Annotated in this window: 14 protein-coding genes; 7 read left to right on the top strand and 7 right to left on the bottom strand. The window is 68.4% G+C overall.

Annotated elements, in window-relative coordinates:
• Positions 1-80 precede the first annotated feature (80 nt).
• Together cysS and rlmB are read left to right on the top strand one after the other, a co-directional pair.
• The gene (gene cysS, locus ABT313_RS07220; protein WP_350849611.1) at positions 81-1,535 is read left to right on the top strand and encodes a cysteine--tRNA ligase; all 1,455 of its coding nucleotides are present in this window, start codon (positions 81-83) and stop codon (positions 1,533-1,535) included.
• Between the two features lies 1 nt (position 1,536).
• Positions 1,537-2,502 (top strand): 23S rRNA (guanosine(2251)-2'-O)-methyltransferase RlmB, encoded by a 966-nt coding sequence (gene rlmB / locus ABT313_RS07215; RefSeq protein WP_350849609.1) that lies wholly within the window; start codon positions 1,537-1,539, stop codon positions 2,500-2,502.
• Positions 2,503-2,555: 53 nt separating this feature from the next.
• Here rlmB and ABT313_RS07210 read toward each other — a convergent pair whose 3' ends face one another.
• From ABT313_RS07210 to ABT313_RS07200, 3 genes are all read right to left on the bottom strand, one after another.
• Entirely contained in the window at positions 2,556-3,434 is an 879-nt protein-coding gene (locus ABT313_RS07210; RefSeq protein ID WP_350849867.1) for a S1 family peptidase, read from the bottom strand.
• A 131-nt stretch (positions 3,435-3,565) separates the two neighbouring features.
• Positions 3,566-4,444: a S1 family peptidase gene (locus ABT313_RS07205; RefSeq protein ID WP_350849607.1), complete on the bottom strand. Its 879-nt coding sequence runs from the start codon at positions 4,442-4,444 to the stop codon at positions 3,566-3,568.
• A gap of 84 nt (positions 4,445-4,528) precedes the next feature.
• The gene (locus tag ABT313_RS07200) at positions 4,529-5,113 is read right to left on the bottom strand and encodes a TetR/AcrR family transcriptional regulator (protein ID WP_130383294.1); all 585 of its coding nucleotides are present in this window, start codon (positions 5,111-5,113) and stop codon (positions 4,529-4,531) included.
• An 87-nt stretch (positions 5,114-5,200) separates the two neighbouring features.
• On the opposite strand from ABT313_RS07200, the gene ABT313_RS07195 reads away from it, so the two are divergent.
• The 3 genes from ABT313_RS07195 to ABT313_RS07185 are packed head-to-tail and all read left to right on the top strand — an operon-like array spanning position 5,201 to position 7,569.
• Positions 5,201-6,349: an acyl-CoA dehydrogenase family protein gene (locus ABT313_RS07195; protein WP_350849604.1), complete on the top strand. Its 1,149-nt coding sequence runs from the start codon at positions 5,201-5,203 to the stop codon at positions 6,347-6,349.
• A complete protein-coding gene (locus tag ABT313_RS07190) occupies positions 6,350-7,117 on the top strand; it encodes an SDR family NAD(P)-dependent oxidoreductase (RefSeq protein ID WP_350849602.1) in 768 nt (255 codons plus the stop codon).
• Positions 7,117-7,569 carry an NUDIX domain-containing protein gene (locus tag ABT313_RS07185; RefSeq protein WP_350849600.1) on the top strand — a complete coding sequence of 151 codons (453 nt, stop codon included), beginning with the start codon at positions 7,117-7,119 and terminating at the stop codon, positions 7,567-7,569. The genes ABT313_RS07190 and ABT313_RS07185 overlap by 1 nt, the downstream gene beginning before the upstream one ends.
• Positions 7,570-7,576: 7 nt before the next feature.
• On the opposite strand, the gene dgoD is transcribed toward ABT313_RS07185, so the two are convergent.
• On the bottom strand, positions 7,577-8,722 hold the full coding sequence (dgoD, locus tag ABT313_RS07180; protein ID WP_350849598.1) for a galactonate dehydratase: 1,146 nt from the start codon (positions 8,720-8,722) through the stop codon (positions 7,577-7,579).
• A gap of 119 nt (positions 8,723-8,841) precedes the next feature.
• Here dgoD and ABT313_RS07175 point away from each other — a divergent pair, with 119 nt between their 5' ends.
• Positions 8,842-9,114, top strand: a complete 273-nt coding sequence (locus tag ABT313_RS07175) for a type II toxin-antitoxin system Phd/YefM family antitoxin (protein WP_350849596.1) — start codon at positions 8,842-8,844, stop codon at positions 9,112-9,114.
• Complete coding sequence (locus tag ABT313_RS07170; RefSeq protein ID WP_350849594.1) at positions 9,114-9,515, top strand: type II toxin-antitoxin system VapC family toxin; 402 nt, start codon at positions 9,114-9,116, stop codon at positions 9,513-9,515. The genes ABT313_RS07175 and ABT313_RS07170 overlap by 1 nt, the downstream gene beginning before the upstream one ends.
• A gap of 14 nt (positions 9,516-9,529) precedes the next feature.
• Here the strand turns inward: ABT313_RS07170 and ABT313_RS07165 are convergent, their stop codons facing one another.
• Genes ABT313_RS07165 through ABT313_RS07155 form a run of 3 tightly spaced genes read right to left on the bottom strand, consistent with a single transcriptional unit; the run spans position 9,530 to position 12,312 of the window.
• Positions 9,530-10,519, bottom strand: coding sequence for a hypothetical protein (locus ABT313_RS07165; RefSeq protein WP_350849592.1), 990 nt, complete (start codon positions 10,517-10,519; stop codon positions 9,530-9,532).
• Positions 10,519-11,013, bottom strand: coding sequence for a SigE family RNA polymerase sigma factor (locus ABT313_RS07160; protein ID WP_350849590.1), 495 nt, complete (start codon positions 11,011-11,013; stop codon positions 10,519-10,521). Before ABT313_RS07160 ends, ABT313_RS07165 begins: the two co-directional genes overlap by 1 nt.
• 51 nt (positions 11,014-11,064) lie before the next feature.
• Positions 11,065-12,312 carry a DUF4032 domain-containing protein gene (locus tag ABT313_RS07155; protein ID WP_350849865.1) on the bottom strand — a complete coding sequence of 416 codons (1,248 nt, stop codon included), beginning with the start codon at positions 12,310-12,312 and terminating at the stop codon, positions 11,065-11,067.
• Positions 12,313-12,352 lie beyond the last annotated feature (40 nt).

Genomic DNA, 12,352 nt, shown 5'->3' with positions numbered 1-12,352 from the left:
CCGGCTCCGGAAAGAATCAACCTTTGAAGCTGTGGTGCAGGTGATTATTTACCTACGTAACCTCCCGTTACCCTTGACCGGTGACACTTCGTTTGTACGACACCGCGACGGCAGCAGTGCGAGATTTCGAGCCGGTCCATCCGGGCAAGGTCGGGATCTACCACTGTGGGCTGACGGTGCAGGGTGCCCCGCATGTCGGGCACATCTACAAGGAAGTCGTCTTCGACGTACTGCGCCGCTGGCTCGAGCGCTCCGGCTACGAGGTCACCGTGATCGCGAACGTGACCGACATCGAGGACAAGATCCTCGCCAAGTCGGCCGATCGCGGCGTCCCGTGGTGGGCGCACGCCTACGAGTTCGAGCGCGAGCTGCACTGGGCGTACGACGTGCTCGGCTGCCGCCCGCCGACGTACGAGCCGCGCGCCACCGGGCACATCCCGGAGATGATCGAGCTGATCGAGCAGCTGATCGCGGACGGGCACGCGTACGTCGCTCCGGACGGATCCGGTGACGTCTACTTCGACGTGAAGTCCTGGCCGACGTACGGCGCGCTGTCGCACCAGCGGATCGACGACATGGAAGCAGCCGAGGACGCCGACCCGCGCGGCAAGCGGGACCCGCGCGACTTCGCGCTCTGGAAGGGCTGGACCGAGGCCACGCCGCGGACCGCCTCCTGGCCGGCGCCGTGGGGACGCGGCCGTCCGGGCTGGCACATCGAGTGCTCGGCGATGGCCGGGAAGTACCTCGGCGAGGAGTTCGACATCCACGGCGGCGGGCTCGACCTGCGCTTCCCGCACCACGAGAACGAGCTGGCCCAGTCGACCGCGGTCGGGCAGAAGTTCGCCCGGTTCTGGATGCACAACGCGCTCGTCACCACGGCCGGCGAGAAGATGTCGAAGTCGATGGGCAACAGTGCCGTCGTGCGGAACGTGGTCGAGCGGGTCCGCCCGATCGAGCTGCGCTACTACCTCGTGCAGTCGCACTACCGGTCGGTGGTGGAGTTCTCGTTCGAGGCGCTTGACGAGGCCGCGAAGAGCTTCCAGCGCGTCGAGAACTTCGTCCTCCGCGCTACCGAGGTAGCAGGATCAGTGGAGCCGGCCAAGGACCTGCCGGCGGCCTTCTCGGCGGCGATGGACGACGACCTCGGCACGCCTGCGGCAGTAGCAGTCCTGCACAACGCAGTCCGTGACGGGAACAAGTTGCTGGCCGACGCCTTCGAGCCGAGCGTGCGTGGCTTCGACGGCGCGATCCAGGAAACCCTGGCCGCGGTGCGCGGGATGCTCGGAGTGCTCGGTTTGGATCCGCTGGGCGAGCCGTGGGCCTCGCGGGCGTCCGGTGGCGAGACCCACGAGCTCACCGAGGTCGTCGACGGGCTGGTGAAGGCACTGCTCGAGCAGCGCCAGGCCGCCCGGGAACGCAAGGACTTTGCCGCCGCGGACGCCGTCCGCGACCGGCTGAAGGCGCTCGGCGTCGTCGTCGAGGACACCCCGCAAGGACCGCGATGGTCGCTTGCATCAACAGACGAAGGAAGCTGAAGTGCCAGGCAGTAGTCAGCGTAAGGGCGCCATCCGGAAGAAGCCGCGGGGCAACCCGACGGCCGGATCCGGCGGGCGGGTTCGCCGCGGTCTCGAGGGCAAGGGCCCGACGCCGAAGGCGGTGGACCGGGTCAAACACCCCGCGCACAAGCGGGCCAAGGCGGCCGAGCGCGCCAAGGAGCGCGAGCGCGCGCCCCGGCGCCAGCAGCGCAAGGACAACGACGCGACCGTCGAGTGGGTGTACGGGCGCAACCCGGTCGTCGAGGCGCTGCGGGCCGGCGTGCCGGCCTCTGCCCTGCATGTTGCCGAGGGCACGGAGCGGGACGCCCGCCTGCGCGAGGCGCTGCTGGTCGCGGTCGAGACCGGTGTCTCGGTGCTCGAGGTGCCGCGGACGGAGCTCGACCGCGTCACCGCCGGCGGTTCGCACCAGGGCGTCGCGCTGCAGATCCCGCCGTACGAGTATGCGCACCCCGACGACCTGGTCGCCCGGGCGCACGACCTTGGCCAGGTGCCGCTGATCGTCGCGCTCGACGGCGTGACGGACCCGCGGAACCTCGGCGCGATCACCCGGTCGGCGGCCGCGTTCGGCGCCCACGGCGTCGTCGTCCCGGAGCGTCGTACGGCGTCGATGTCGGCGTCGGCCTGGAAGACCTCCGCCGGCGCCGCGGCCCGCATCCCCGTCGCCCGGGCCGGCAACCTCAACCGGGCCCTCAAGTCCTACAAGGACGCCGGTCTGCTGATCATCGGCCTGGACATGGACGGCGCCGTCGAGCTCCCCGAGCTCGAGGCCGCCACCGAGCCCGTGGTCCTGGTCATCGGCTCCGAGGGCAAGGGCCTGGCCCGCCTGGTCCGCGAGAACTGCGACCTGATCGTCTCGATCCCGATGACCAGCGCCACCGAGTCCCTCAACGCCGGCATCGCCGCCGGCGTAACCCTCTACGAAATCTCCCGCCGCCGCGCGAGCTGACCACATGACGGCGCCCCGGACCGTGAAGGTCCGGGGCGCTGTCATGTTGAGGGTCAGTAGACGCTGACGCCGTAGCGGGAGAGGGCTTCGGTGACGGGCTGGAAGTAGGTTGTGCCGCCGGAGGAGCAGTTGCCGGAGCCGCCGGAGGTGAGGCCGAGGGCTACCGAGCCGGCGAACAGCGCGCCGCCGGAGTCGCCGCCCTCTGCGCAGACGTTGGTGCGGATCAGGCCGGTGACGGTGCCCTCGGCGTAGTTCACCGTGGCGTTCACTGCCTGGACCGTGCCGCTGTGCACACCGGTGGTGCTACCGCTGCGCTTGACCGCCTGGCCTACGGACGCGTTGCCGGCGGACGTGATGTCCTGCGAGGAGCCGTTGTACAGATCCACCGTGCCGGGGTGGTTCGTGTACGAGGTGCTGTACTTCACGATCGCGTAGTCGTTACCCGGGAAGCTCGAGCCGTACGTCGTGCCGAGCAGGGTGGTCTTGCTGGAATTCGAGTACCAGCTCGACGCGATGTTGCCGCAGTGACCCGCGGTCAGGAAGTAGTACGTGCTGCCGCTGCGGACGTTGAAGCCGAGCGAGCAGCGGTACTGCCCGCCGTAGATGGCGTCGCCGCCGGCGATGTACTTCGTCAGCTTGCCGGACATCTTCTCCAGCGTGACCCGGCTGCCGAACTGCTTGGTGACACCGGCCAGCTGGGACAGCTTGGCGCCGGTCACGGTGTCGTCGTACGACACGATGATCCGGCCGTCCGGATTCGTCTGCCACGCCGTACCCGGGATCGTGGCGTCCTTGCTCAACGTGGACGTGATCGCGGATGCGGACAGGGTGGCGGGGTTGACCGGCGCGGCCGAGGCCTGCGACGCCAGAAGTCCGGCGGCAGCAAGCCCGGCCGCGGCCAGGAGAGCGGTGGTACGACGGAACGGGGACATGTTCACGGTTTCAGCCTCCTCACGATGAGGACGCCTTCGGGGCGGGGCGTCCTTGACTTCAACCGTGTCCAGTCCTACCCCCAATCTCCCTGAGTATTCAAGAGGTTCCGGAGAGTAGGGGAAACCTGCGCCTAGTAGATGGAGACTCCATACACGTTGAGAGCTTCCACTACCGGCTGGAAGTAGGTCACACCACCGGTCTTGCAGTCGCCGGAGCCACCGGAGGTCAGACCGAACGCCCACTGCCGGTAGAACAGCGGACCGCCCGAGTCGCCCGGCTCGGCGCACACGCTGGTCCGGATCAGGCCGGCCACGCGTCCGTCGCCGTAGTTCACGGTCGCGTTCAGTCCGGTCACCCGGCCGCTGTGCAGGCCGCTGGTCGCGCCGGAGCGGTAGACCAGCTGGTTGAGGCCGGGGTTCATCGCGGTGGTGATGTCCTGCGAGTGCCCGTTGTACAGGTACACGCTGCCGCCCGGGGGCTTCATCTTGATGTCGGTGCGGTAGACGACCAGCGAGTAGTCGTTCCACGGGTAGCTGGCGTTGACCACCGCGCCCGTGTACACAGCGTGGTTCTGGTCCTGGTACCAGCGGGCCGCGGCTACGCCGCAGTGACCGGCAGTGAGGAAGTAGTACTTACCGCGCCGCTGCACGTTGAAGCCGACGGAGCACTTGTACTCGCCGCCGAACGTCGCCATGCCGCCGCTGATGTACTTCTGCAGCTTGCCGGGCAGCTTCTCCATCGTGATGTTCGAGGCGAGCTGCTTGGTCAGACCGGTCAGCTTGGTCAGCTTCGTGCCGGTGACCGTGGAGTCGTACGACACCACGACGGTGCCGTCCGGCTTGGTCATCCACGCCGTACCGGGGGTGTTGATCTGATTGTTGAGCGTCTCGGTGATCGCTCTGGCGGACAGTCGTGGCGGCTTCACCGGGTCCGCCTTGGCCGGTACGGCGGCGGCCAGGGCGAGCGCGGCAGCCGCCATGACGGCCGCTGTTCGTCGCAGGGTTTTCATAGTCATCAGCCTTCCGGGGCGTACGGCTCTGATGCGCAAGATGGCAGCAAGAGGACGATCCCCAACCTTAAGGGGACTGCTGGTTCAGTCCAGGCGCAGGGAGTGCAGGACGAACGAGGCGAGTTCGCGGTAGGCCTCGGCGTCGTTCAGGCCGGTACGCCGGGCGATGTCGCCGCGCTGGATCGCCTGCATGGTGTGCGCGATCATCTCGGCCGCGAACGCGATGTCGACCTGCCGGAACATCTTGTTGTTGATGCCGTCCTCGATCAGCGTCCGGACCCGCTCGGCGGCGATCCGGGTGTTCCGCTCGTACACCGACCGGGCCGGTGCGAACGTCGCCACGTCGTCCAGGAAGGTCCGGCTGGCCGGCCGCAGCGCGTCCGCGACCGCGTTCAGGTACGCCGCGATCCGGCGGTCGTGCCGGGTCTGCCGCGCGACCGCGGACTCCACCTGCGCGGTGGCATTCTTGAAGTAGTGCTTGACCACCTCGACGGCGAGCTGTTCCTTGCTCGGCGCCAGCGCGTACAGGGTCGTCTTGCTGCAGCGCAGCTCGGCGGCCAGGTCGTCCAGGGTGAAGCGGCTGAACCCCTGCTCGAGGAACAGGGACAGGAGCCGGTCGAGGAGCTCGGACTGTCGGCGGGTCCGCCGCCCCGGAACGACTGTTGTCATATCGAGACAGCATAGAACGATACGGAACTATGTGCTTCAGTATCGTTCCTAGTATCATTTTGGCAGTTGTTGAAGAGGGGGTTCCTGATGCCTGTCGACCGACTCCTGCCGACCGACGAGTCCATCGACCTGCTCGCCCTGGTCCGGGACCTGTGTGAGCACGAGCTCGCTCCGCATGCCGCCCGCGCGGAGGAGAGCGAGACGTTCCCGAGGGACGCGTTCCGCACCCTCGGCAAGGCCGGTCTGCTCGGCCTGCCCTACCCGGAGCAGTACAGCGGCGCCGAGCAGCCGTACGAGGTGTACCTGCAGATGCTCGAGGAGATCGCGTCCGCGTGGATGTCCGTCGGCGTCGGCGTCTCCGTGCACACGATGACGTCGTACGGGCTGGCGACGTTCGGGACCGACGAGCAGAAGGCCCGGCTGCTGCCGGACATGGTGGGCGGCGAGCTGCTGGGGGCTTACGCGCTGTCCGAGCCGCAGGCCGGCTCCGACATCAGCTCGCTGACGACCAGGGCTGTCCGGGACGGCGACTCGTATGTGCTGAACGGGACGAAGGCGTGGATCAGCCACGGCTCGCACGCCGACTTCTACACGACGTTCGCGCGGACCTCGGACGACCCGAAGCACGGCATCTCCGCGTTCCATGTGCCGGGTTCGGCGGAGGGGCTCAGCTTCGGTGCGCCGGAGCGGAAGATGGGTCTGACCGGGTCGACCACGACGCTGGTCAACTACGACAACGTGCGGGTTCCGGCCGCCAACCTGATCGGCGCGGAGGGCGACGGTATGCGGATCGCGTTGTCCGCGCTGGACTCCGGCCGCCTCGGGATCGCGGCGTGTGCGATCGGTCTGGGGCAGGCAGCGCTCGACGTTGCCACGTCGTACGCGAAGGAGCGTCAGCAGTTCGGGCACGCGATCGCTGACTTCCAGGGGATGCAGTTCCTGCTCGCCGACATGGCGGCCGCGGTCGAGTCCGGGCGGGCGACGTACCTGCATGCCGCGCGCCGGCGTGATCTCGGGCGGTCGTTCACCCGCGAGGCGGCGATCGCCAAGCTGGTCTGCACGGACGCGGCGATGAAGGTCACCACCGACGCGGTGCAGGTGCTCGGTGGGTACGGTTACACCCGGGAGTTCCCGGCCGAGCGGTACATGCGCGAGGCCAAGGTGACCCAGATCTTCGAAGGCACCAACCAGATCCAGCGACTGGTCATCAGCCGCGAAGTCCTCAGGAGCGTGTAGATGAAGTTCAGCCCGTCCGACGTCGCCCTCGTCACCGGTGGTGGTTCCGGGCTCGGAGAGGCGACGGTACGACGGCTTGCCGCCGACGGACTGGGTGTGGTGATCGTCGACCTGCCGTCGTCCGCGGGCAAGGCGGTCGCGGACGAGCTGGGCGACCGGGTGGTGTTCGCGCCGACCGACGTCACCGACGAGGCCGGCGTCACGGCCGCGCTCGACGCGGCCTCGGCGCTGGGTACGTTGCGGGTGGTCGTGAACTGCGCCGGTGTCGCGACGCCGGGGCGGGTCGTCGGCCGCAAGGGACCGTTGCCGCTAGCAACGTTCCGGCAGGTGATCGAGGTGAACCTCATCGGCACGTTCAACGTCCTCCGGCTGACGGCCGAGCGGATGATAGAGCTGCCGGCGGGCGAGGACGGCGATCGTGGCGTCGTGGTGATGACCGCGTCGATCGCGGCGTACGACGGTCAGGTCGGGCAGGCGGCGTACGCGTCGAGCAAGGGCGGGATCGTCGCCCTCACGCTGACGGCGGCGCGAGACCTTGCAGACAAGGGGATCCGGGTCGTCACGATCGCGCCCGGCACGATGGAGACGCCGATGCTCGCCGGCCTGCCCGAGGAGACCCGGACGGTGCTCGAGCAGCAGGTCCCACACCCGTCGCGGCTCGGTAGGCCGTCGGAGTACGCCGCGCTGGTGCGGCACATCCTCGACAACCAGCTGCTGAACGGCGAGGTCATCCGCCTCGACGGCGCGCTGCGGATGCCGCCGCGCTGATGCGCTTCCGCGCAATGCTGCTGCGGGCGGGCTCGCCGTTCGCGCAGCTGTGGTTCCGCGTCCGCAAACCCACGACCTTCGGCGTCAAAGCCCTGCTGCGACAGGCGGACGGCCGCTTCCTGGTCGTCCGCCACTCGTACGCCGACACCCGCCGCTGGGCACTGCCCGGCGGCGGCTACAAGCCGGCCCGCGAGACGCCCGCGGAGGCGGCAGCCCGGGAGATCCGCGAGGAACTCGGCATCGCCCTGCCGCCCTCCGCCTTCACCGTGCTGGACACCACCGTCACCACCCTCGAAGGCAAACACGACAACCTGACGACCCTCACCGCAACGACCGCCGACGGCGGCCTGCGGCTCTCACCCGAGATCGCCGAGGCCCGCTGGATCAGCGCCCTCGAGGAACTGGACGATGCGCCCGTCTCCCGCTGGTTGCTGCGAGCCGTGGGTCGGTAGCGGTGGGTCACCACTCGGCGAAGGAGCCGTCGGTGTGGCGGAGGATGGGGGAGCGCCAGCGGTGCGGGTTGGCGGCGGCCGCGCGGACTACGTCCTCGTTGACCTCGATGCCTAGGCCGGGACCGGTCGGTCGCTCCACATGCCCGTCGGTGAAGGTGAACACGCCAGGGTCGACGAGGTAGTCGAGCAGCTCGTTGCCGCCGCCGTACTCGATGCCGAGGCTCTGTTCCTGGATCAGGAAGTTCGGCGTCGCGAAGTCGATCTGCAGGCTCGCCGCCAGCGTGATCGGCCCGAGCGGGCAGTGCGGTGCCACGTTCACGTCGTACGCCTCGGCCATGGCCGCGATCCGCCGTACCTCGGAGACGCCACCGGCATGTGAGATGTCCGGCTGTGCCACCGCGATCCCGGTCGTCAGCACGTCCCGGAAGTCCCACCGCGAGAACAACCGTTCCCCGGTCGCGATCGGGATGCTGGTCGACTCCGTGATCCGGCGCAGATCGCGCGAATACTCCGGCGTCACCGGCTCCTCGACGAACAGCGGCAGCAGCGGCTCGAGCAACGGCAGTAGTTGCCGGGTGGCCGCCGTACTCAACCGTCCGTGGAAGTCGAGCGCGATGTCCACGCCGTCGCCGAGTGCGGTCCGCAGCGCCTCGACCCGCGACGCCATCCGCCGTACGTCGGCGGCACCCGGGATCGGCGGCAGCGCCTCGGACACGTTGATCTTCACCGCGGTGAACCCGCTCGCGACCTTGGCCAGCGCATCGTCGACGAGAGCCGCGTTGTCGACACCGTGCGCCCACGTGTACATCCGGACCCGCTCACGCACCGGCCCGCCGAGCAACTCGTGCACCGGTACTCCGTGATGGCGCCCCTTGATGTCCCACAACGCCTGGTCGATCCCCGCGAGCGCACTCGACAGCACCGCACCGCCGCGATAGAACCCGCCCTTGGCCAGCACCTGCCAGTGTTCCTCGATCCGCAACGGATCCGTGCCCACCAGGTATTCCATACCGGCCGCAACCGCCCCCTGCACCGCCTCGGCCCGCCCCTCGACGATCGGCTCCCCCCAACCACTGATCCCCTCATCGGTATCAATCCGCAAGAACTGCCACCGCGGCGCCACCAGAAACGTCTCGTACCCAACGATTTTCACGTTTCAACCCTAGACAACTTCTCCTGTGGACAACCGCCGGAGGGGCTCCGAACGGCTGTAACTTCTCTGCCGATCAACGAGAAGGGCGGTGTCAGACAAATATGTACTACTCTGAAGCTATGGCTGAAGTACCGATCCGGATGCTGAATCAGGAAACGGCCCGGGTGTTGGCCCGGGTGAAGCAGGGCGAGGAGATCGAGATCACCGAGCGCGGCGTCGTCGTCGCACGGTTGATCCCGGCGAAGCCGTCACCGATCGCGCGGCTGCTTGCAAGCGGTGGCTTCCGGCCGGCGCTGTACACGAATCCCATCCCGCGCCCGAAGGGTGAGGTGCGCACAGACAACGAGGCCGGCGAACTCCTCGAGCGGATGCGTGACGAGGAGCGCTACTGATGATCTACCTGGACACGGCCGCGCTCGTGAAACTCGTCCGTCGCGAGGTGTCGTCGGACGAACTCGCGGACTGGCTCGACGAGCAGGAGGATCGTCTTCTGGTTTCCTCGGCACTGGCAGAGGTGGAGCTCCCACGTGCACTTCGACGGAGCGAGCCGGCATTGCTCACCTCCGCTCCGGTCGTCTTGTCACGGATCGGCGTCTGCGACATCGATCCGGCGGTGCGCACTGCCGCGGCGGCCTACGACGAGCCGTCGCTGCGTGCACTCGACGCGATTCATCTTGCGACAGCAGAGTTGGTCATCGGCGACGATCTGACCGCGTTCGTCACCTATGACCGTCGGCTGCTGGCCGCCGCGAAGGCGATAGGTCTCCCGGTGAAGAGCCCTGGGCTGTCCTGACTGGACCGTGGTGCTCAGCGCGGCAAGGACGGGATCGGGCTGACGGGGTCGAAGAGGTCGGCGCCCTGGGTCTGGTGGTGAGGGCCGGTCTGGATGATGTTCAAGGCAGGTGACTGGTGGTCGACGGAGCAGGTGGAGTACGAGACGTGGACCGGCCACGACTGGTCGCTGGTGCGGAGATGGATGACGTACTCGCGGCGGGCGGGGTCCTGGCAGCCGGCCGGTGCCGGGCCCGGGCCGGAGCGTGGCTGGGGCGGGCTGAGGAGTTCGCCGGTCAGTTCGAGGACCTTCTCCGGCGGGACGCTCGAGCTTGCGATGAGCGAACCGTTCCAGTATTCGCAGACCGAAGCGGCGGTGATCTGGGCTGTCGGCTTGCCGGTCGGTTCGTCGGCGGGCTGCTGGGGGGTGCAGCCGTAGTAGTCCGTGCCGGTGATGGATCGAGCCGAGTCGAGGATCGTTCGACGCAGCGCGTCGTCCTTGGTCAGCACGCTGAGCTTCACGCCGCCGACCACGCGGGTCTCCTCGGTCCAGCCGCCGTCGTACCGCTTGATACCCGGCGCTTGGACGTCGTTGAACCAGAGATACGGCTGTCGTTGAGCCAGCGGCAGGACCGCGGTGTTGCAGGTGTAGACCTTGCTCGCCGGCCAACCGTTCAGCCGACCGATGGCAGGCACTGCCGCGTTGCCGAGGAAGGTGCACGGCGCCGGTCCGGACACGTACTGCGTCCAGCTCGACGGGACTTGTACCTGGACCGTCCTGAAGGACTCCCAACGCCAACCGGGCGCCGGGTTCTGGGCGACCTGCGGATCGGTGCGCAGCTGTAGGTGGGTTGCGGTGATCGCGGTGGCGACGGCCGCGGCCGCGACGACGACCGCGCCGATGGTGCGGCCGGTGCGGCGGCGACGTAGGCGGGTGTGGACTGCGGCCAGGAGGCGGTCGTCCGACGGGGCGTCCGCGGCGTGTTTCGACAGGCTGTCGGCGATGAGTTGTTCGGAGCGGTCCATCAGTGCTTGACCTCCTCGGTGGTGATGGTGGTGCGCAGGCTCGCCAGGGCGCGGTGGATCTGGGAGCGGACGGTGGCGGGTGAGCAGTCCAGGATCACGGCGATCTCCGCGTCCGGGAGGTCCTCGTAGTACCGCAGTACGACGGCTGCTCGTTGTTTTGCGGGCAAGGTCGCGCACAGTGCCCACACGGCGTCATGTTCGGCCTGGGTGGCGGCGTGGTCCGGGGTGGCGTCCGGCGTAGCGACGTTCTCGGTCGGGGTTTCCCGGCGGAAGAAGCGGCGCCAGCGGGAGATGTCGGCGTTGACGATGGAGCGCCGTACGTAGGCTTCCGGGTCCTGGACGCGGCAGATCTTCGTCCAGCGTGAGTACGCCGCGATCAGCGCGTCCTGGACCGCTTCCTCCGCGCGGTTGTGGTCGCGCGTGACCAGGTACGCGAACCGCAGCAGCGCACCGCCGCGCTGAGTGACCCAGTCGTCGAAGTCGGGTGTCTCCATCCGGCACCTCCCACCCTGATCACGTCGCGGAGGGCCGGAACGTTGCAAACCTCAGTCGGGCTCGGGAAGAGACGGTGTCGGCAGTGCCAGCTTCTCGTCCGGCTTGGCGGCGAGTACGTCGTTCACGTACGAGCGAGCCGCCTCCATCGTGTCGACCTCGTGGCCGGCTTGCTCCGACAGGAACCAGCGGTGCTCGAGGACCTCGTGGAAGACCTCGGCCGGCTCGAGCTTGCGGTTCAGGTTGCGGGGGACCGAGCGGACGACCGGCTCGAAGACGTCGGTCAGCCACTGGTGGGCGACGATCTCCTCGTCCTCGTTCTGCTGGTCGGTCGCGGCCGCGAACGCGTCCAGGTCGTTGAGCAACCGGCGGGCCTGGTTCTCCTCGACGTCCAGCCCGGTGAGGCGGAGCAGCCGGCGGGAGTGGTGGCCGGCGTCGACGACCTTCGGCTGGATGCGGACCTGGCTGCCGTCCCAGTCGGTGATGATGTCGATCTCGGCGACGTCGAAGCCGAGCTCGTTCAGCCGCCGGATCCGCGAGTCGAGCCGGTGCATCTCGTCGGTGGCGAACTCCTCCGGCGCGGTCAGCTCGGCCCACAGCGCCTCGTACCGCTTCTGGATCGACTCGACCGTCTCCTGCGGGTCGATCGACTCGTCGAGCAGACCGCCCTCCTGCAGGTCGAGCAGTTCGCCGAACAGGTTGATCTCCGCGGTGTACAGATCGTGTGCCCGCTGCCCGTCGGAGATGTCCTGGTGCAGCTCGCCGGTCTCGGCGTCCACCAGGTACGCCGCGAACGCGCCGGCGTCGCGTCGGAACAGGGTGTTGGACAACGAGCAGTCGCCCCAGAAGAACCCGAGCAGGTGCAGCCGCACGATCAGCGCGACCAGCGCGTCGATCAGCCGGTTGACCGTGTCGGGCCGGAGCGTGCTGGAGAACAGCGCGCGGTACGGCAGGGAGAACTGCAGGTGCCGGGTGATCAGGATCGAGTCGATCGGCTCGCCGTCGCGGTCGACCCGGTCGGTGATCACGCCGACGGGCTCGACGGACGGGGCCTCGAGGCGTTCGAGGTCGCGGAGCAGCCGGTACTCGTGCATCGCGAGATGCTCGAGGACCTCCTTGATCGCGTAGACCGTGCCGTTGACCCGGACGAAGCGGACGACGTGCCGCGAGATACCGCGCGGAAGCGCGACCAGCTGGTCCTCGGGCCAGTCCTCCAGCGGGACGTCCCAGGGGAGCGACAGCAGGCCGGTGTCCGGGCGGGTGGCGACGAATCGGGGCACGGCTCCCAGTCTGTCAGGAATCCTGAGGGTTCAGCTGTCCATCTCCTCCTAGTCTCTTTCC

The sequence above is a fragment of the Kribbella sp. NPDC000426 genome (assembly GCF_040300265.1).
GTDB lineage: Bacteria > Actinomycetota > Actinomycetes > Propionibacteriales > Kribbellaceae > Kribbella.
The sequence above is the reverse complement of the archived record's forward strand: the minus strand, read 5'-3'. Positions and strand labels throughout refer to the sequence as shown.